18 protein-coding genes and 2 rRNA genes are annotated in these 20,727 nt (G+C 40.5%); 18 read left to right on the forward strand and 2 right to left on the reverse strand.

Going from position 1 to position 20,727, the window contains the following annotated elements; all coding sequences use genetic code 11:
• The 9 genes from FTU34_RS00005 to hisC all read left to right on the forward strand — a co-directional run.
• Positions 1-229: ribosomal RNA gene (locus FTU34_RS00005) — 23S ribosomal RNA — on the forward strand; the annotation flags it as partial.
• A gap of 189 nt (positions 230-418) precedes the next feature.
• Positions 419-533: ribosomal RNA gene (rrf, locus tag FTU34_RS00010) — 5S ribosomal RNA — on the forward strand.
• 290 nt (positions 534-823) lie between these two features.
• Positions 824-2,278: an RNA polymerase factor sigma-54 gene (locus tag FTU34_RS00015; RefSeq protein WP_180034594.1), complete on the forward strand. Its 1,455-nt coding sequence runs from the start codon at positions 824-826 to the stop codon at positions 2,276-2,278.
• A gap of 169 nt (positions 2,279-2,447) precedes the next feature.
• Positions 2,448-2,780 (forward strand): ribosome hibernation-promoting factor, HPF/YfiA family, encoded by a 333-nt coding sequence (gene hpf, locus FTU34_RS00020; protein WP_078191195.1) that lies wholly within the window; start codon positions 2,448-2,450, stop codon positions 2,778-2,780.
• 135 nt (positions 2,781-2,915) lie between these two features.
• Positions 2,916-3,167, forward strand: a complete 252-nt coding sequence (gene ibaG / locus FTU34_RS00025) for a BolA family iron metabolism protein IbaG (protein ID WP_180034593.1) — start codon at positions 2,916-2,918, stop codon at positions 3,165-3,167.
• A gap of 6 nt (positions 3,168-3,173) precedes the next feature.
• Positions 3,174-4,430, forward strand: a complete 1,257-nt coding sequence (gene murA, locus FTU34_RS00030) for a UDP-N-acetylglucosamine 1-carboxyvinyltransferase (RefSeq protein WP_180034592.1) — start codon at positions 3,174-3,176, stop codon at positions 4,428-4,430.
• Positions 4,430-5,131, forward strand: a complete 702-nt coding sequence (hisG, locus tag FTU34_RS00035) for an ATP phosphoribosyltransferase (protein ID WP_180034591.1) — start codon at positions 4,430-4,432, stop codon at positions 5,129-5,131. Before murA ends, hisG begins: the two co-directional genes overlap by 1 nt.
• A 201-nt stretch (positions 5,132-5,332) precedes the next feature.
• Entirely contained in the window at positions 5,333-6,634 is a 1,302-nt protein-coding gene (gene hisD, locus FTU34_RS00040) for a histidinol dehydrogenase (RefSeq protein WP_180034590.1), read from the forward strand.
• Positions 6,635-6,815: 181 nt separating this feature from the next.
• Positions 6,816-7,913 (forward strand): histidinol-phosphate transaminase, encoded by a 1,098-nt coding sequence (gene hisC, locus FTU34_RS00045; RefSeq protein ID WP_180023094.1) that lies wholly within the window; start codon positions 6,816-6,818, stop codon positions 7,911-7,913.
• A 118-nt stretch (positions 7,914-8,031) separates the two neighbouring features.
• Here the strand turns inward: hisC and pabB are convergent, their stop codons facing one another.
• Positions 8,032-9,372, reverse strand: a complete 1,341-nt coding sequence (gene pabB / locus FTU34_RS00050) for an aminodeoxychorismate synthase component I (protein ID WP_180034589.1) — start codon at positions 9,370-9,372, stop codon at positions 8,032-8,034.
• Between the two features lie 255 nt (positions 9,373-9,627).
• On the opposite strand from pabB, the gene FTU34_RS00055 reads away from it, so the two are divergent.
• The 6 genes from FTU34_RS00055 (at position 9,628) to FTU34_RS00080 (ending at position 17,979) form a co-directional block, all read left to right on the forward strand.
• On the forward strand, positions 9,628-10,608 hold the full coding sequence (locus FTU34_RS00055) for a DUF6160 family protein (protein WP_180034588.1): 981 nt from the start codon (positions 9,628-9,630) through the stop codon (positions 10,606-10,608).
• Positions 10,609-10,806: 198 nt separating this feature from the next.
• Positions 10,807-11,640, forward strand: coding sequence for a C39 family peptidase (locus FTU34_RS00060; RefSeq protein WP_111884773.1), 834 nt, complete (start codon positions 10,807-10,809; stop codon positions 11,638-11,640).
• A 60-nt stretch (positions 11,641-11,700) separates the two neighbouring features.
• On the forward strand, positions 11,701-12,900 hold the full coding sequence (locus FTU34_RS00065) for a hypothetical protein (protein WP_180034587.1): 1,200 nt from the start codon (positions 11,701-11,703) through the stop codon (positions 12,898-12,900).
• Between the two features lie 12 nt (positions 12,901-12,912).
• Complete coding sequence (locus FTU34_RS00070; protein ID WP_180034586.1) at positions 12,913-14,577, forward strand: OmpP1/FadL family transporter; 1,665 nt, start codon at positions 12,913-12,915, stop codon at positions 14,575-14,577.
• A gap of 14 nt (positions 14,578-14,591) precedes the next feature.
• A complete protein-coding gene (gene filE, locus FTU34_RS00075; protein WP_180034585.1) occupies positions 14,592-15,941 on the forward strand; it encodes a putative pilus assembly protein FilE in 1,350 nt (449 codons plus the stop codon).
• 22 nt (positions 15,942-15,963) lie between these two features.
• Positions 15,964-17,979, forward strand: coding sequence for a hypothetical protein (locus tag FTU34_RS00080; protein ID WP_180034584.1), 2,016 nt, complete (start codon positions 15,964-15,966; stop codon positions 17,977-17,979).
• A gap of 67 nt (positions 17,980-18,046) precedes the next feature.
• On the opposite strand, the gene FTU34_RS00085 is transcribed toward FTU34_RS00080, so the two are convergent.
• Positions 18,047-18,595: an NUDIX hydrolase gene (locus tag FTU34_RS00085; RefSeq protein WP_078192366.1), complete on the reverse strand. Its 549-nt coding sequence runs from the start codon at positions 18,593-18,595 to the stop codon at positions 18,047-18,049.
• 126 nt (positions 18,596-18,721) lie between these two features.
• Here FTU34_RS00085 and FTU34_RS00090 point away from each other — a divergent pair, with 126 nt between their 5' ends.
• The 3 genes from FTU34_RS00090 (at position 18,722) to tsaB (ending at position 20,724) form a co-directional block, all read left to right on the forward strand.
• Entirely contained in the window at positions 18,722-19,330 is a 609-nt protein-coding gene (locus FTU34_RS00090) for a CoA pyrophosphatase (RefSeq protein ID WP_180034610.1), read from the forward strand.
• A 35-nt stretch (positions 19,331-19,365) separates the two neighbouring features.
• Entirely contained in the window at positions 19,366-19,896 is a 531-nt protein-coding gene (locus tag FTU34_RS00095; RefSeq protein ID WP_180034583.1) for a gamma carbonic anhydrase family protein, read from the forward strand.
• 162 nt (positions 19,897-20,058) lie between these two features.
• Positions 20,059-20,724 (forward strand): tRNA (adenosine(37)-N6)-threonylcarbamoyltransferase complex dimerization subunit type 1 TsaB, encoded by a 666-nt coding sequence (gene tsaB, locus FTU34_RS00100; protein WP_180034582.1) that lies wholly within the window; start codon positions 20,059-20,061, stop codon positions 20,722-20,724.
• The last annotated feature ends 3 nt before the right edge of the window (positions 20,725-20,727 follow it).

A 20,727-nucleotide genomic window follows, 5' to 3' on the forward strand; every position in this document is an offset into this window, starting at 1 on the left:
CGAACCTCTGGTGTACCGGTTGTGACGCCAGTCGCATCGCCGGGTAGCTATGTTCGGAAGGGATAACCGCTGAAAGCATCTAAGCGGGAAGCCTACCTCAAGATAAGATTTCCCTTGGACTTTATGTCCACTAAAGAGCCGTTGAAGACTACGACGTTGATAGGTTGGATGTAGAAGTGCGGTGACGCATGAAGCTGACCAATACTAATTGCTCGTGAGGCTTGACTATACAACACCCAAGCAGTTGTATATATAGCATCAATTGATTCGATATTAAGCAAAATAACTTGATTTAGTTAACGCTTAAGAACAAAATACTGCAACTCAGATATGATCTGTTAATAACTCATTTGGTAGAAAACTTAGCACGAAGAGCACTGCTCTGAGATTAGACTAAGCAAGTATCCATAACAGTTGTGCTGGCGACAATAGCAAGAGTGAACCACCTGATCCCTTCCCGAACTCAGAAGTGAAACCTCTTAGCGCTGATGGTAGTGTGGGGTTACCCATGTGAGAGTAAGTCATCGCCAGCTCATTATTCGAAACACCCCCTGATATGTCAGGGGGTGTTTTTTTATGCGGGGAAAAATAATAAGAACAATGAAAAACAAAAAATACAGTGACAGCCGGAGTAAAATGAATAAGAAATCTAATTATATAGTTAATTTATAAGGCGAATTGTTCATAATAGAAGAATGAATTAGCTGAATAATGAGTCTAAAAAAGACAAAAAATCGGGCGTTCTGTTCAAAATTATGCTATAAAAAATAAAACGGCATAAAAATTGCTTATAAAGTGCGGTTAATTATAGGGGGAGTTATTAATGAAATTAGCGATGGGGTTAAAGGTTGCCAATTCCTTATCATTGACACCTCAATTACAACAAGCCATTCGTTTATTACAGCTTTCAAGTTTGGAATTGGAACAAGAAATTCAAATCCAACTCGACAGTAATCCTCTATTAGAGAAAGTTGAAGAACAAAATACCGTTGAAAGTTTAAATAGCTTACAAGAACAAGAAAGGGAAAATAAAGACTTAACCAATGAATTAAATGCCGATCATTTACCTGATGAGTTACCAGTGGATACAGAATGGGATGATGTATATACCCATCAACCAACAAGTTTAGGCGCTGCTGAATTTGAAGAGCGCGAAGATAATAGGCAGGGGCATCAAAGTTTACAAGCGCATTTGCTTGAGCAAGTTAATCTTTTACACTTTTCTGTGATCGATAAACTAATTGCGCACTGTATTGTCGATGCTTTAGATAACAAAGGTTTTTTAGATTGCGAATTAAATGAAATTACCCAATCGGTTCAGCATCTTTTAGACTCTATGGATTATGAAGAAGAAGTTGACGATGACGAGGTTTTGGTGGTTTTAAAGCATATTCAGCGTCTAGATCCTGTAGGGGTAGGCTCACGCAATCTTGCTGAATGTCTAATGGTACAAGTTGAAAATCTTCCTGAGCATATCGAATATCGATATGAAGCTATTTTATTATTGAAAAATTATGAATTGCTGATTAGTAATGAATTACCCAAGTTGATTAGGCAAACGGGATTAAATACGGAACAGCTTAAACTAGCCATTTCTTTGCTAAAAACATTAAAAGCGCATCCAGGGCAAGAATTTGAAGATAAAGATTCAGACTATCAAATTCCAGATGTTGTCGTCTTAAAAAAGAATGAACATTGGTTGGTTCAATTAAATCCTGATGTGATGCCAAAACTACGGGTAAATTCTTTTTATGCCAATATGATCAAGCGTGCTGATCAGAGCGAAGATAATCAATATTTACGTAATCAAATGCTTGAAGCTAAGAATTTTATTAAAAGCATTGATGAACGACATAAAACTTTATTAAAAGTAGCAACCTGTATTGTGGAGCATCAACGAGCATTCTTTGAACAAGGGCCTGAGGCAATGAAGCCTTTGGTATTGCGTGATATTGCGGAAGAAGTTGAACTCCATGAATCCACGGTTTCCCGTGTAACCACAAATAAATATATGCTCACACCACGTGGATTATTTGAGTTGAAATATTTCTTCTCAAGTCATGTTGGGACATCGTCTGGTGGTGAAGCATCTTCGACTGCAATTCGTGCAAAAATTAAAAAGCTGATTGCTGAAGAAAATACACGTAAACCTTTGTCTGATAATGCAATTGCAGTGTTACTGAATGCTGAAGGTATTGATGTTGCTCGTCGTACGGTTGCGAAGTATCGTGAATCGTTACATATTCCATCATCTTCAGAGCGAAAAGTGTTGATCTAAATTTGAAAATCTGACTATTCTAGAGGTTCATTATGACGAAATAATGAATCTCTTTTTTATATAAGGAATGGCCGAAATGATCTGATTGTGTAAATGTATGCTTCGCATATTGAGTTGGATGATTCGGCTTGAACTTTTCCAGTCCTGAAAGAAGGTGAGGGATAGAATTATGCAGATTACAATTCGTGGCCACCATTTAACAATTACGCCAGCAATAGAAGAAAATATTCGTCTTAAATTTGCGGAAATGACCAAACATTTAGATCAGGTCAATAGTATGCAAGTCAAACTGACTAAAGATCATCAAGTTGATAAACGTTCAAAAAAAGGTAGTGATAATCATATTGCGGAAGCGATTATACGATTACCTGGGACAGAACTTTTTGCGCAAGCGTGCGCTGATGATATGTATACCTCGATCAAAAAATTGTCTGAAAAATTAAAAAAACAATTACATAAACATCGAAAAATGCAGCTCATTTATATGCCTTTAACGGTTTAGATTGTACATTGTACAAAAAGAGGTTTTTTATAACCTCTTTTTTTATATATATAATGTATGTGACTAATGAATTATTTTTTAGATTTATAGTAAAATGACGGGTTTTACACCGTTAGTCCTATATGGGGTCTTGTGATGAATAGTGAACAGCTCACTGAAATTTTAAAAGCTGCTTTTCCAGAAGCTGAGGTTGCAGTTAGTGGGCAAGGCGGCAAATATGATCTACGCATCGTCGATGATCAATTTGAAGGGAAACGTCCTGTTGCTCGTCAACAATCTGTTTATGCACCTTTGAACTCCTACATTGCCAGCGGTGAAGTACATGCAGTAACAATTCGTGCAATGACCAAAGAAGAATGGCGCAAAGCAAGCTTATTCGGAGCTTAATAATTAATGGATAAATTTCTGATTCAGGGCGGTACTAAGCTCGAAGGTGAAGTTCGTATTTCTGGTGCGAAAAATGCTGCATTGCCATTACTCGCTGCAACTATCCTTGCGGATACACCTATTACATTAACCAATGTTCCGAATCTAAAAGATGTGAACACCTTAGTGAAATTGATTGCAGGTTTAGGTGTTCAAATCAGTTATGAAGGTGATACGGTTAAGGCTGATACTTCTAGCTTAGATAACCAATTTGCACCATATGAACTCGTGAAAACCATGCGTGCATCTATTTTGGTGCTTGGCCCGTTATTGGCGCGCTATGGTAGTGCAAAAGTGTCTTTGCCGGGTGGATGTGCAATTGGTTCACGCCCTGTAGATCAACATTTAAAAGCTTTAGAAGCACTTGGTGCTGAGATCGAAGTTGAAGCTGGCTATGTGCATGCCAAAGTGAATGGTCGTCTAAAAGGTGGCGAAGTTATCTTTGATATGGTCACAGTTGGTGGTACTGAAAATATTCTAACTGCTGCGGTTCTTGCAGACGGTGTCACCACGATTCGTAACGCGGCTCGTGAACCCGAGATTACTGATCTTGCTAATATGTTGATCAAGATGGGTGCAAAAATCGAAGGTTTGGACACTGATACTTTAGTTGTTACAGGTGTTGAAAGCCTACATGGCTGTGAATATGCCGTTGTTGCAGATCGTATCGAAACAGGTTCTTATCTTGCTGCTGCGGCAATAACTGGCGGTAAAATCAAAACCACGCATACAGATCCAAACTTGTTGGAGTCTGTGCTGGATAAATTTGAAGAAATGGGCGCAGAAGTTACGCGCGGTGAAGATTGGATTGAACTGGATATGATGGGTAAACGCCCGAAAGCAGTAAGTTTCCAGACTTTACCACACCCAGAATTTCCAACCGATATGCAAGCACAGCTTATGGCGGTGAATGCAATTGGTCGTGGTTTTGCCACAATTTCAGAAACGATTTTCGAAAACCGTTTCATGCATGTACCTGAATTAGCACGTATGGGTGCCAATATTCAGGTTGAAGGTAATGATGCTGTTGTTACAGGTGTAGAGAAATTATCTGCTGCACCGGTGATGGCAACTGATTTACGAGCTTCTTTCTCATTGGTTTTAGCAGCACTTGCCGCTGATGGGGAAACGTTGATTGACCGTATCTATCATATTGACCGTGGTTATGAAGATGTTGAAGCGAAGTTACAAGGTTTAGGTGCCCAAATTAAGCGAGTAAGTTAATGAGCGATATGAGAAACGATGATCCCAATTTTGACGTAATGGGCAATTTTGATCATGGTTTAACTTTAGCATTAAGTAAGGGACGTATCTTAAAAGAAACTTTGCCATTGTTAGAAACAGCTGGCATTAACTTATTGGAAGATCCGGATAAATCTCGTAAGTTAATTTTTCCAACGACCCATAAGCACGTACGTATTTTAATTTTACGTGCTTCTGATGTACCAACTTATGTTGAAAATGGTGCTGCAGATATTGGGGTGGCAGGTAAAGATGTGCTGATGGAACATGGTGCACAAAATGTGTATGAACCATTGGACTTAAAAATTGCCAACTGTAAGTTAATGACGGCTGGTAAAGTCGGCATGGTTCGTCCGAAAGGTCGTTTAAAGATTGCAACCAAGTACGTCAATTTAACCCGTCAATATTATGCAAGCTTAGGCGAGCAAGTTGATGTGATCAAACTGTATGGTTCTATGGAACTTGCACCTTTGGTTGGTTTAGGTGATTACATCGTCGATGTTGTGGATACAGGGAACACTTTACGTGCCAATGGTTTAGAGCCTTTGGAAGAAATCTGTAAAGTGTCTTCACGTTTAATCGTGAACAAAGCAAGCTTTAAACGTAAACAAATTTTGTTGAATCCAATTCTTGCACAGCTAGAAAAAGCCGTGGAAGAACGCGAGCAAGTAAAGAAAGCATAATTTGTTGAGTTGCTAACTATGCTGATCAAACCGCTCAAATTTGGGCGGTTTTTTTATGAAAACTGAAAAATAATGATAAAACTGTATTTTCACCAATTTTAACGAAAGTTATTTTCAATAAAACTCCACATGAACACATGCGATAGATGTCCACAAGCTGCTGTAAAACAGGTAAACTAATCTTTTCCAATAGATTACCTTGTGGGTAAATTGATGCGACGTTTATCGACTCAAGATCAAAACTTCAAGCAAGCTTTTGCTGACTTGTTGGCTTTTGAAACTGTGAATGATCCAGAACTTTTAAAAACCGTTGACCAAATCATTGCTGATGTTCGTCAGCATGGTGATGCTCATGTTCTTAAATTGACACAGCAGTTCGATCGACATCCAGCGCATCAATTCTCAGAATTAGAGCTGACACAAGAACAGCTGAAAGCAGCATTTGATGGTTTAAGTTCAGAAGTGCGTGAAGCCTTAGAACTTGCTGCGAACCGTGTTCGTGAATTTCACCAAGCACAAAAGCAAGACGGCTGGACCTATGTTGATGCTTTAGGAAATACCCTTGGTCAAAAGGTCACACCGCTGGACCGTGTAGGTATCTATGTACCAGGCGGTTTAGCTTCTTATCCGTCTTCTGTATTGATGAATGCTGTACCTGCGCATGTTGCTGGCGTGCCTGAAATTATTATGGTGGTGCCTGCGCCGAATGGTGATTTAAATCCATTGGTTTTGGCAGCAGCTTACTTAGCCGGCGTACACCGTGTATTTACCATTGGCGGCGCGCAAGCGGTTGCAGCATTGGCTTATGGTACAGAAACTATTCCATCTGTGGACAAAATTACTGGCCCGGGCAACCGTTTTGTTGCTGCAGCAAAACGTGCAGTATTTGGTCAAGTCGGCATTGATATGATTGCAGGGCCATCCGAAATTTTGGTCTATGCAGAAGGTCAAAACAACGCTGAATGGCTGGCGATGGATTTATTGTCGCAGGCGGAACATGACACTGTGGCTCAAGCGGTGTTCATTACGCCAGATGCAGAACTTTTAAATCAAGTAGAACAATGGATTGAAAAGCATTTAGAAGCTTTGCCTAAAGCAGATATCGCGCGCACTTCAATTGAAAATCGCGGCGCATTAGTTTTAGTTGAAGACCGTGCTGAAGGTGCTGAACTGATTAACCAAGTTGCACCTGAACATTTGATGCTGTGTTTAGACGAAGCGCAGGAAATGGCTGAAGATATCCGCCATGCCGGCGCGATTTTCATGGGTCGATATACACCGGAAGCGATTGGTGATTACTGTGCAGGTCCAAACCACGTGTTGCCTACTTCGGGCACAGCGCGTTTTTCATCACCGCTCGGTGTTTATGATTTCCAAAAGCGCTCAAGTTTAATCATGTGCTCTGAAGATGGCGTGAAAACTTTAGCGAAAACGGCTGATACATTAGCACAGCAGGAAAATTTAGATGCGCATGCGCGATCTGCGAGATATCGTTATCAGTAATAAAATATAGACTAGGTGAAAAACTTAGTTTTCCAAAACTATAAACCTCTCCCTAACCCTCTCCTGAAAGGAGAGGGGAAATCTCATAAAATGAATATTCCTCTCCCTGAACGAGCTTTAAGGATTCCTTTAAAGCGAAGTGCAAGAGGGGTTAGGAGAGGGTGAAAAAGAGCAAAATAAAATGCCAAATATTACCTCTGAACAAATGCGTTTTTGGAGCCCTGATGTACGTGAATTAGAACCGTACACACCGGGTGAACAGCCTAAAATCCAAAATATTTTAAAACTCAATACCAATGAAAACCCATATCCGCCATCGCCAAAAGTGGTGGACGCAGTACAAAAAGTGTTAGCAAATTCTGCTGATGTTTTACGTTTATATCCAGATCCAGATGCGTCTGAGTTAAAGCAAGCGATTGCAAAACAGCAGCATGTGCCTGTTGAACAGGTCTTTGTTGGTAATGGTTCGGACGAAGTGCTGGCGCATATTTTTAAAGCCTTTTTTGTGCAAGAGCTGCCGGTTTTGTATCCAGATATTACCTACAGTTTTTATCCGGTATATAGCCAATTTTTTGGCATTGCGGCCAATACTAAAATTTTACCCCTGAATGATGCCTTTGAAATTGTGGTGGATGACTATAAACAGCCGAATGGCGGCATCATCATTACCAATCCGAATGCGCCTACTAGCATTGCTTTAGGTTTGTCTGCAATTGAAGAAGTCCTGCAAGCCAATCCGAATTCAGTGGTTGTGATTGATGAGGCGTATGTCGATTTTGGTGCGGAATCTGCTGTGGCTTTGGTTGCCAAATATGAAAACCTTGTGGTTTGTCAAACCACGTCTAAGTCGCGTTCATTGGCCGGTTTGCGTGTCGGTTTCGCGATTGCGCAGCCGCATTTAATCGCAGCGCTTGAGGCGGTAAAAAACAGCTTTAACTCTTATCCGATGGACCGTTTTGCGATTGCAGCAGCCGTGGCGTCATTTGAGGATCAAGCCTATTTTGAAGAGCAAAATGCCAAGGTGATTGCGAGCCGTGAAAAACTTGTAGGTCAGCTGTCTGAGCTGGGCTTTAAGGTATTGCCGTCTGCGGCAAACTTTATTTTTGCCTCATTGCCAAATAAAGATGCAGGTGAGTTGGCTGCTGAATTACGCGAACGCGGGATTATTGTGCGTTACTTCAATAAGCCGCGGATTAATCAATTCCTACGTATCACCATTGGTACAGATGAACAAAATCAGCGCCTTGTGGATACGCTTAAAAACGATATTTTGGCTTGATTGCTGCAAGCTACTATAAATTTAAATCTACCCTAATCTTCCTTTCGAAAAGGTGAGAAGCACTGCTTCGCAAGGGGAGGGTTATAAAAAAGCGATTCAATTGAATCGCTTTTTTTGTTTAATCTTTCGTATACCACGTGTTTAACAAATCCAGCATCGCTTTGACTTTATCAAAGCATTCTTGATATTCAGCATCGCAATCAGACGCGATGGTGATTCCGCCACCTGCCCACAGCGAAACCTGATCTTGGTATTTTTGAATAGAGCGGATTAAAATATTCCAAGAGCCCGTGCCATCGTGATTAAAATAACCCATCGAGCCGCAATAGGCGCCGCGAGGAGCACCTTCAAGTTCATCAATGATTTGCATCGCGCGAATTTTAGGCGCGCCGGTAATCGAACCGCCCGGCAGTGCTGACATCAGAACCTCAAAAGGGTTTACATCGGTTTTCAGCACGGCCTCAACTTCACTGACCATGTGATGCACCTGATTAAAGCTTTCAATATCAAAAAGTTTTGGTGTTTTTACAGAACCTGTTTCAGCATAAACACTCAAATCATTACGCAGTAAATCGACAATCATTACATTCTCGGCCATGTCTTTTTCAGATGTTTTTAATCGTTGTTTTGACTGCGCATCTAAAACTGGGTCTTCATAGCGAGGCATCGTGCCCTTGATTGGTTTAGTAATAATCTTGCGTTCAGGCTTAAAATCTATAAAAAGTTCAGGCGAACAACTTAAAATTTCAAAATCATTAATACGTAAGTAGCCTGAATATGGTGCATCAGTCAGTGACCAAAATTCTTGAGCGGTATCTAAGAGTGAACCGTTTGCTTGAGCTGTGAACTCTTGGGTTAAATTAATTTGATAGCAATCACCCGCTTTAATATATTCCTGCACTTGATCAAAGGCTTTCGTGTAGTCTGACTTAGACCATCTTGCAGTACATTTTTGTCTTAATTTAAATTGATCCTGAGTGATCTCTGTTTGAATGAACTGATCAATGTAGTCGTAAATCTTAGCTGCAGAATGATCTGAACTATAAAAATACCAACCATCATCCTCTAATTTTAAAAAATTGGAAAATTGTCCTAAAAACAAGCGAGGTTGGGCTTTGGCGTGCAAGGAAATCTGTTGCTGCGTTGCATAATCATAGCTAATAAAACCAGCCCAGCCCCCAGAAAAACCGCTGCCTAAGTTTGAACATAAATCTTGGAAGGCAATATTTTGCAAGGGCTGAGTATCAGATTCCTCATATTGATCTAAATTGGTACGGACATAAGCTTTAAGTTCATCATTCTTCAATTGTTGATATTGATTTGCCAAAAAGCAAATAACAGGTTGGTTTTGATCTTCTAAAAAAATCACATGTGACAAGGGTGCAAGCGCTTGCAAAATATTTTGAGCACTAACATTTTGTTTGAGAATAAATTTTTTAAAAGAAATCGGTTTTTGCATCAACAGAGAAATTAAATTTAAAGACTAAAATGGATTTTATACCATTCCTAATTCATTTGGTTTGCAAATACCGTTTATCGGTAAGAATTAGATTGCGACCAACAACAGTTGAACAAATTTCAGCTTGGATATAATTTAATCGAGCGAGCAAACAACTCAAGGAAAGATTTAGCAGTTGTCACAAAATAATATTACAGCTGAATAAATCGAGTGGTTGAAAATCAAAAAAAATAAATACTCTTGGGAGAGTACCGTATGAAAAATTTCACTAAATTAGCTCTAGTTTCTTCAATCGCATTTAGTGCGAATGCTATGGCTATGCAAGCAATGGACGATGCTGCACTTAGTTCAACCACTGGTCAAGATGGTATTAACATCGGGATTGGTATCTCTAAAATTGAAATTGAAAAACTTTTCATTCACGATAACGACGGTTTAACGGATACAGCTAAGGGCGGTACAGGTACTGCTGGTGCGATCGTAATTCAAGGTAACAAGAAAACTGGTGATCCTTTAGAAAATAAAGGTATCGTTATTGGTGCAAACTATGATAACGGTGGAGCTTATCTTCTCGCTTCTCGTAATTTAGCTGATTTACGTATTGATACTGATGCTGGTACTGGTGCAAATGGTGCATTCATTAACATTGCAGCTGATGTTTCTGGTTTAGATATCAAAATCGGTGAAATTGGCGTAACAGCATCTGGTACAGCGGGTACTACAGGCATTCGCCGTGGTGGTGACGATAACAATTACAATGCAATTTTATCTGGTCTTTCTCTAAAAACTGGTCCAATGACAGCGAATGTTCAGTTGGGTGCTGCTCCACAAGGTGCAATGATCAAACTAAGCACAACTATGGTTGGTGGCTTAGAAATTAAAGATCTAGGTATTCTTGATGCATCAACTAAAGCAGGTACGGGCGATGGCACAAGTGCGGCTAACCGTGCAGCGGGTGAGATCTTCATTGAGAGCATCAAAGTTGCTGATGCTAATAAAACTGACTTAACCATTAATCAAAATGTTCGTGTTTACGGTAAAGACGGCACAAACAATGGTTATATTCAAATGGTAAGCAACTCTGGTCCAATTGATAACTATGTGAAAGGTATTCATTTAGGAAGTAAAGACGCTGGTTCAATTGGTGATATCGAAGTTCAAGGCTTACAAACATTCTACAGCCCAGCTATGGGTGTATATAACCAAGGTTCTGTAATTACAATTTCTAGTAAGTAATCTAGAATAAAAATAAGGCGCGTGTTGATCACGCGCTTTTTTTTACAAAAAAGTGCGGAATGACCCAATAAAGCATAAAAAAATGCTGTTTTTTTATAAAAAAAAAGGTATCTTGCATAATACATGGATGTAGAGCATTAGCTCTAAAAAAATAATGAAAAAAGGCACATCATTGCCGATAACTAAAAGTTAGAAGATATGTTAGAGATAGCTGTAGGCTCGGCATTGATGTATTACTTTGCCAAAGAGTCCTTCGATTTAAAAGAAAAGCCAGTCGGAACAGTTCACTATACCGAAACATTGGATTCACGAAATGATTCCTTTACTCGGATGCACCGTGAATCTGTAAAAATTAAACCTGCCATAGAAGATCAATTTCGAGGCATCGTTCGGCAAGCATACGACTACAGTTGTGGTTCAGCGGCCTTAACGACTTTATTAAATGGTTATGTCGGGACACAGCTAACTGAGCAACAGACCATGAATGGTTTGCTGAAATTTGGTGAAACTGAAAAAATTATCGAACGTCGAAGTTTCTCCTTATTAGACATGAAACGTTTTGTCGCTGCTGTGGGGCTAGACAGTGGGGGCTACAAAGGTGAGTTTTCAGATCTAGTTAAGCAAGGTCAACCTGCGATTGTTCCGATTTCATATGCTGGTTTTAAACATTTTGTGGTTTTTAAAGCCTATAAAGATGGGCGTGTTTATGTTGCAGATCCAGCACTGGGCAATATCAGTTTCGATGAAGTTCGATTCCAAGAAATATGGGAAAACAACACATTATTCTTAATCAACGTTGCGCCTGAGCAACGTAAAAATTTATTAGCTTTGCAAGATTCAGACTTGCGACATGTTGAAGATGCAACCGTGAACCGTTATGCATTGGTTGATATTCAATATCCGCAGTTTTACATGGAAAAAATTGCAGACAAGGCATCTACGATACGACTTGATAAAAACATGAATGAAGAGTCGGAGTCTTATGGTAAATCGAATTACAACTTTCTAAGGCTTTACTACAAGAGTAAATAATTAGATGAAAGCGTATAACAAAGTGTCAGGATTAAAAAAATAACAACGGTGGGAAGGAACATGAATCGTAAATGGATGAACAAAACACTACTAGCCATGAGTATTCAGGTGGTGATGGGGGTTGCCTATGCAGCTGAAGAGCCAAGCCTTGGAGAATATGATCCAGTTGAACAAGAGACAGTCGTAGAAGAGTCTGTATCTCCTGCTACTGTAAACCAAGCTGATACTGCACAAGAAGCTGCTGCCGAGCCTGAAATTGGACAGTATGAATCTGTTGAAGAGCCAGTACAATCTGAGGCACCACAAGTCGAAAGTGCTACTGCCACTGAAAAGGCATCGACAGCACTTCAACAGCAAGAGGGTGATGCGAGTCAAGAAGCTAACTTACAGGAAGTATTTAGCTCGAATGAACGTCAGTATTCATTGATTAAAAAAGGTGAAATATCATCTTTTTACGATATCGATTATACCTATTACCGTGATACTCAACTTGATATGGAAATGGCACAAGGCCAGCTTTATCAACTCCGTGTACAAGAGAATGCCACACACTCAATGACCAATACATTTACCGTGCAATACGGTGTAATGGACAATTTGACATTCTCTGCATCTGTGCCTTTAGTAGCAAAAACTGATTTATTAAAAGATACTTCAACTGCTGGTTTAGGGGATATTTCTTTAGGCGCACGTTGGGAACCCTTCCCATTGAAGCAAGGTCGTTTGCCACTGATTTTATTTGGTAATTTGTCTACGAAAACAGGTGATAGTCCATACGAAGTAAATGCAACAAAAGATTTAGCCACTGGCAAGGGATATTACTCTGTAGGTATCGGTGCAAGTACACGTAAATATATTGATCCCGTAGTGTTGTTCGCCTCTGTTTCGGCAAATTATGGTTTTAAAGAAACAGGGTTAAATCAAAAGCGCGGCTTAAGAACGATAGAAGAATTTGAGCCGGGTATTAGTGGTGGTTTTGCATTCGGTTTTGCATACTCGTTTAACTACGATGTTTCCCTCACCATGTCATATCAACAAAGTTTCAACACTGGCGCAGAATTTACGTATAGCAGTGGCGAATCCTATTCACCTGCAGACCAAACCAGTTCAACTCTAGCAATTTCTTTAGGTGTACGTGTATCTCCAGATACGATTGTGAACGGTACAGTGGGGCTAGGTTTAACTGAAGATGCACCAGATGTGTCTTTAGGACTTTCTTTCCCGTTAGATATTCTAGGTTTTGGAAAAAAACTTCGTTAAGAGGGCTGTCGTATGCGTAAAATTCGACTCAGCCCACTTTTTAGTGCGATCGTTTTAACGGGCTGTTCTAGTGCTGCTTTTGCACAATTGGGTACCAACCTTTCAGTTGATGTAAGGTCACTTGCATTAGGTAATGCAGTGACTGCTGATCCTCCGGGGATTAGTGCCGTGCATTTTAACCCTGCAGCATTAACCAAAATTGAAGGTTTGCAAACCGATATGCAGGGGATCATTGCAAACTTTGATATTCAACGTGAATTTACCGTCCCTGCGGGTTATAACGTCTTTGGTTATTCTGATGACCCAATGGTCTGTAATGATGGCCCTGAAGTAACGGCAGATATCTGTACGGACTTTAAAGATAAGGTTTCTGGTGATGTTGAATATGCATCCCTATATGTACCTGTCTTAAAAAAAATGGTGGATTTTGGTGCTGGCCAACCCATTGCCGCACCAACGATGGGGATTGCCTATAATCCACCAGGTTCTAAAGCAACATTTGCATCAGCCGTTTATGCGCCTTTGATTGCAGGTTTTGGTGCTGAAAATGGCAACCCGGGTAATTTCATGGGGCAACAAGTTGCTCTAGAGCGTATTACTTATCTATCGCCAACTGTGGGTTATCAAGTTAGTGATGAGTTATCGATTGGTGGTGGTGTAGGGATGTCCTATCAAGCCATTGGATTGAAATCTGACCTGCGATTTCCCAATGAGTTGATCGGCATGTTAAGGATGATTGATGAAGTCGTCTGTACGCCATTCAAAGAAAATTCGGACATTATTACCGACATCTTGCTATTGGGAATGTGTAATACCGAAGAAGGGATGAATCCATTTGGCAAATTTGGTCAGATGGAATTGGCTTTAGAGCAGTCACTGAGCCCAAGTTATAACTTAGGGGTTTTGTGGGAGCCACGCGAAGATTTTAGTTTTGGTGTGGTGTACCAAAGCGCTGCGAAAATGCGCATGAAAGGCCGTTATCGCATTCATAATGCAAAAGCGCCTCAGGAGATGATTAAGGGATTAATGTCATCACCAACAGGTCAAATTTTAGCTGCCATTTTAGGTTTCCCAAATGCCGTGCCTAACTCGGAGTCGGGTTTGGTTTCGATGGATTTTGAGTATCCACAGCACGTACAGGCCGGGATCAAATATAAGGTCATGCCTGATTTACAAATCAATTTTGATGTGGGCTGGACCGATTATCGTGCTTGGGATAAATTCCGTTTTGAATTCGACCGTCAAATTTCAGCGCTGAAAATTGCAAAATTATTATCTGAAAATGTGACCGATAATTCTTTGGCTTTACCTTTGAAATTTACGTCGCCTTGGAACTGGGGTATTGGTATTGAATATTCTGCAACAGATCGTCTGAAATTACGTGCAGGCTATGAACCACGGAGTACCTCTATTCCTGATGGTAAGCGAAATACCATGGTCCCAATTAATGGTGCGCAGCTCTTTGGTATGGGGATTGGATATCGTTTTGATGCAGATACGGATTTAGATTTATCAATCGGCTTTTTACGCAGTAAAGATAACATTCCAGCGAATACTAGTAGTCTTGCAAACTTAACCGGTGTGAATAACTTACTTTTAAACCCATATGCTGGACTGAATGTAAAAACCGATACGAAAATCACCATCCTAGGATTAAATTACAGAACTCGTTGGTAGGATAAGCAGACAGAATGAAAAGGATTTTATTCATAAAAACGTTACTTGCACTGTCTGTGGTGCAAGTGTCGTATACCAACGCTGGGGCGTTTCATACCATTATTGGGCCAGATGGGCGCCCAATGGTGGTACAAGTGCAAGAAAAACCAGCAAAGAAACCTAAAGAAAGTCCAACTGCTAAAACGATAGACTCTCAACCTGTACAACAAATTATTCAACCATCCGTAAGCATTAGTCCGTCTCAAACCAAGACACCGATGACATATCAAACGAGTCCAACAGCACAGGCTGTTGGACCGGTGAATTCTCAACATTTAAGTATACGCGAGCCGGAAAAACGGGATGAAATTAAAGCTGTCACAGTAGATAAAATTAAAGACGTCTCAGGGGATAAAGTTCGCAAATCTGAAAAGTCAGTACAAGCTTCAGATATTTCAGCAAAAGTGGTACCTTCAACAGCATGGGCAGAAAAGTTACAGCAATCAGAGCTAACCCAACCTCGTGAAGCGTATCAGCCCAAAGTTCTAGCTGAAAAAGATAAACCTGTCGTTGAGAAAAAGATCCTTGCTGAGAAAGTAGTCAGTACTGATCAATCCGTACGATCTTCAGGTGAAAACTTAGAAAATAATCCTTCAAAACAATCGGCCAAGGCAAAACAAGAGCAAGGCTTTTCGACCATGGCTGGTGAAAAGTATGTCAATAATGAATATCTTGAAGATAAAGAGTTTAACTTAGAAGGCAAAAAGCGCTTTTACACCATGCCCGAAGGCGTTATTGATAGCAAGATGGGGCAAACGCGGATGCAAACCATTGAACGTGAAAAAGGTGTCAGTCGCTCCGTCATTGATAATTTATTTAAACGTAATCAACCCGAAGATACAGGCCCAATCACTTTAGCCACATCATATTATCGGGTCTCACAAGCTGACACCATTCAAGGTTTAGGTCAGCAATGTTTTTCGAATAAAAAAATGAAGAAAGCCAAAGAGCTCGACTTAGCTCAAGATATTAACTTATGGCCTCGAGCGCCTTTATCAGACGAATTTGACTATGAAGTCGTAAAACTAAAATCACCATTACAAAATATTCGTATACATTCATTTGCATCCAAAGTACAAAATCCTACATTTTATTGGCCATTTGCGGTATTTTTAGACAAAAATGGATGTGTCATGGAAGGCGCAGGTGGATTCAAGAATAACCAAGGTGAAGCGGATCATCTTTACCATGAAAAAATTGAAGGCGTGATTCAAGTGCCTAAAGGTAGCCAGTATTTATTTTTAACGCCTTTAGCAACAGCAATTGACGTCGATGGTCGCGTATTAACCACTCAAGGCCAACTTAAATTAACAGCAATCCGTTAAGGACATAAGAAAGAGAATTAGGATGAAAAATAAAATTTTATTACCGTTTGCTTTAACGGCATTGGTTGCAGCGCTCAGTGGCTGTGGCGGTGAAAGTGCAAATGTGAATCCTGAAATTTATGATACCAGTACGACTAATGGTACTTGTAAAAGTAATACTGAAGGCTGTGTTGAGTTCGTTTTAGATTATCCAATTGAAGGTCTGAATTTTAATTGTTCGAGCGACGTTAAAAATACCTACATAACTTTATTTGATCTAAAAGAAGGTGTTTCGACAGGTGCTTGTAAGATTGGCGATACGGTAACTTTCTTTGTCCAAGGTGAAAAATCACGTCGAATTGATTTGGGTAAAGTAGATTTGAAGCAAATTTCCAATGTAGCCAGTGGTACGACACCTCCACGCTTGACCTTATTGGATTTGGCAGTTGGCATCGCGGGTAAACCTGCTACAACGATTGCAAATACCGACGCAACGGTTAAAGTGGCCATGCGTTTGGCTAAAATTATTCAAGCCTTGGCTTTGAAAAATAACAGCGCAGTTACAGCTACAGATATCCAAGCGGTTTATATCAACAATGCAGATAAAGTATTGATTGATCAAATCACTCGAAATGTCGCGACAGCAGATTTCAGTATCAGTTCAGATACGGAATTTAATGACCTGTTTACACCTTGGCTAGACCTGTCCGAAGTCAGCAATGAAAATGCATTTACCTTAGTTTCAAAACTCATGAATATCTCAACGGCTGCGGTTTACCAGCCAGAGTTTGCGTTGTTTTCAACTGATGGCGTGATTACCAATGCCAGTGGTTCAAATGGACTGGTCGGCTGTGACAAAAATGAATGTTTGCCGACCGATAGTTCAAAAGTCAATTTATTTGGTCATTTCATGTTAATGACGGACCGCCAAGGTATGACGTTTGGTAGTGGTTTACAGTGGAAGGGCAAAGTTGATCAACAGTTGAGTACCATTGGTGGTGTGAATGTCTTGCTCTTGACGCAGGTTCGACCAACACGTTTAACAGCAACGCCACAGGACAATTGGATCGATCCGCTTACCAAGCAAATTGATAAACCTGGCATTCTGGGTTTCCGTTTTGATGCAGAAGAAGCCAACTCTGGCCCTTTGATTATTAAACAAGGGACGCTACTTGCCGACAAAATGGTGGTCGGTACAGGTGGAAGTTTATATAAAACGTTAATGGCTAAAAAAGATGATTATGTTCTGACGGCCGATGATAAGAAAAAATTAGGTCTTTGGGAGCAAAACATTAACCAAGTACAATTTAAAGGCACGATGGATTTATACAAGCTTTATCCGCTGTCGTATTTAGACAAAAAAGTCTTTAAGTCTGTTGAAAATGTTGCTGCTGGACAAAATTATATCTTCCCCTTGTATGCAGATTTAACCTTTAAATTTACCGATACTTCGATTAAAACAGTGAAATTGGGTGTGGTGATTGACCGTAATGGTGATATTCGCACAAATATAAAATCTGGCGTGCCAGACGATGTATTTACTCGTCAAGATAGCCAAATTGTCGACTTGTCTACACACGCGACGGAAGGCTGTAGCGGAAAAGATGTGCTTGACCCACTGTTAATGAAAGATGACAAAGGTGTACAGCAATATCGTATCGGAACGACAACCCGTACCTTTACGCCTGAAGGAAATATCAATCCAAATACCATTTCGATTCGTATGATTTTAGCTGACCCATATTTCCATACGCTTGATGGCGCGCTGATTGGAATGAACTCAAGTGTGAAAACTTCAGCGGATACATCAATGGTTGTAGGCGGTGCTTTAGTGCAGTTACACAATATGATTAATGCCAATGCAGGCACACGTCCCTCTGGCGTTGCTTTGACAGATTCGGATAATAAAGTGGTGAAGTGGGGGAATAGTTTGGCCAGCTTTAGTTATATTTATAGCTTAAAAAATCCAAATGATACTGCTGCGGCTCAAACGGCAAAGTTAAGCGGTGGTGATATTTCTTTCGAATTGGCCCCTTGTTACACCATCAAGGCTAAATAGTAGTTAAATCTTAGAAAAATAAAAAAGCCCATCTTTGATGGGCTTTTTTAATCATGCGGCCAGCAAATTAACCTGTGTGATCGAGTCGCGTACCAAGGGTTTCGAGATGCATTTCAAACTGACCTGTTTTGCGGTCAGCAAAATAATGCCGCAGCGTTCTTTCCACACTTGGAAAGGCTAAATCATCCCAAGGAATATCTTCTTCACTAAACAATCGTGATTCAATGGTTTCATCACCCGCACCAAACTCGCCATTGATTAATTCAGATTTGAACAAGGCATAAATTTGCCCAATACGGGGAATGTTATACATGCAATACAGTTGCTCAATGTTGACTTCTGCTTCGGCTTCTTCGCGAGTCTCACGCGCTGCACCTTGCTCCATCGTCTCATAGAGTTCCATATAGCCAGCGGGTAATGTCCACAGCCCATAACGTGGCTCAATTGCACGACGGCAAAGTAAAACTTGATTGTCCCAAACGGCTAAAGCACCACAAATGACTTTAGGATTCACATAATGAATAAACCCACATGCGGTACAAATACGGCGTATCTGATGATCTCCAAGCGGGATCGCTTCTTTTGTTTTTTGTCCGCAGTTTGAGCAAAAGTTCATATTCATCGTCATGGATTGTGTGAGCCGTCAGAATAACTTAAAAATAAAACTTTGGCATCATTTCTAACCAGCTTGGCCGAAATTCAGCTATGATGAAAACAAGATAATTATAAGGATGTAATGTGGATGGATGAGGGTTTATTGACTCAGCTATTGCAGCAAAGTTTACGTTTTTCTAAGCGTATTCAACCTGCGCATGCTGCTGTATTGATTGCGATTACCCAAGAAGATAATCCACGTATTTTATTGACCCGCCGCTCGCTCTATATGAATAATCATGCCGGTGAAGTGTCCTTTCCCGGTGGCAAACGTGATGCCCAAGACACCAGTAATATCGTGGTGGCGTTAAGAGAAGCTCAAGAAGAAACCGCTCTAAATCCATTTGATGTGCAGCTTTTGGGTGATTTACCGATGCAAAAAGCACGGAATGGGATGTTGGTTAAACCGATCGTGGGATTGATCCCGCCTGACGTAAATTTAATACCTCAACCCACTGAAATTGACCGTATTTTTTTTGCATCATTAAGACAGCTTTTAGAAACACCGCCAACGCCATATGAAGTTCGTTTTGCCCAGCAATCGCTTTATTTTCCCAGTTTAAGAATCGAAAACGAAATCGTATGGGGCTTGACTGCACGGATGCTGATTTCCTTATTTCAATATGGTCTGAATTATCAAAAAGAATGGCCTTTTTTATTAAATTCTCCTTCATTTCATTTGGGCCGTGAGCCATAAATCATTTTTAGAAAGTCAAAATAGGATGTTTGATCATGTTGTACAAATTTCAAGGATATAGCCCGAAAGCCACGCATCAACCTTGGGATGGTTGGGTTGCAGAAAATGCAACGGTCATTGGGCAAGTTGAATTAGGCCGAGAAGTGAGTGTCTGGTTCGGAGCCGTCATTCGAGGGGACAACAGTCGTATCAAACTGGGTGATTTTACCAATGTACAAGAAAATGCGGTGCTGCATACCGATGCGGGCATTGAAATGATCATTGGTGATTATGTCACGATTGGGCATCAAGCCATGCTACACGGATGTACCGTAGGTGATAATAGTCTGATCGGAATCAATGCCGTGGTTCTAAATCATGCTGTTATTGGTAAAAATTGCATCATTGGTGCGAATGCTTTAATTCCAGAAGGGAAGGTGATTCCGGATAATTCTGTTGTGATGGGTTCACCGGGTAAAGTCGTCAAGACTTTAGATGAACAAGCCGAAGTACGTCTAAAAATGAGTGCCATGCACTATGCCGCTCATTTTAAACATTTTACTCAACTCGAAGTCGCTGAACTTTAGAACGCTATACATGGTAAGCAAAAAAGCCTCGACGTTTGTCGAGGCTTTTTTATAGATTAAATACAGAAAGCACTGAGTCTGTGGTGGAAAATCTCGCGAACTGCGATGGAGTGGAGTATCATATTCAACGTTTTTTAAGATTAAATTTAATTAAGGTTGCGCATGAAATTACTGGCATTGGAAACTGCCAATGAGCAGTGTTCCGTCTCGATTGTAGATGAAACTCAAGAGCTTTATTTTCAACTCGATTTACGGGCAAAAGCGCAGACACAAACCATTCTCCCAATGATTGAGCAAGGGCTTAATCAAACTGCTATTGAGTTAGCGGGTTTAACTGCGATTGCATTTAGTCGTGGGCCTGGCTCATTTAGTGGTGTTCGTATTAATGCTGCGGTAACACAAGCCTTGGCATGGGCCAATGACGTACATGTTGTTCCAGTCTCGACTTTGCAAGCTTTGGCTCAAGCGGCGCATCGTCTACATGGTTTGACTGAAGTAACGGCAGTCCTTGATGCACGCATGCAAGAAGTGTATATCGCTAGCTATCAACTCGATGCCAATGGCATTATGCAGGCTGTAGATGAAGAACAATTATTAAGCTACGCAGATGCCACACTGCAGATCAAATTTACCGTCGTGGGTTCTGGTAGTGAGCTCATTCAATCAGAACAAACACAATACAAAGACTTAAGTGCAACAGCACAAGATATTGCTACTATTGCCCGCGAAGCGGCGCAAAGAAAAGCATGGGTGAGTGCTGAACTTGCATTACCCGTATATTTACGAGATAACGCCTGGAAGAAAATTTCAGAACAAGGCAAGCCATAATTA

The sequence above is a fragment of the Acinetobacter sp. YH12094 genome, assembly GCF_013419295.1.
Taxonomy (GTDB): Bacteria; Pseudomonadota; Gammaproteobacteria; order Pseudomonadales; family Moraxellaceae; genus Acinetobacter; species Acinetobacter amyesii.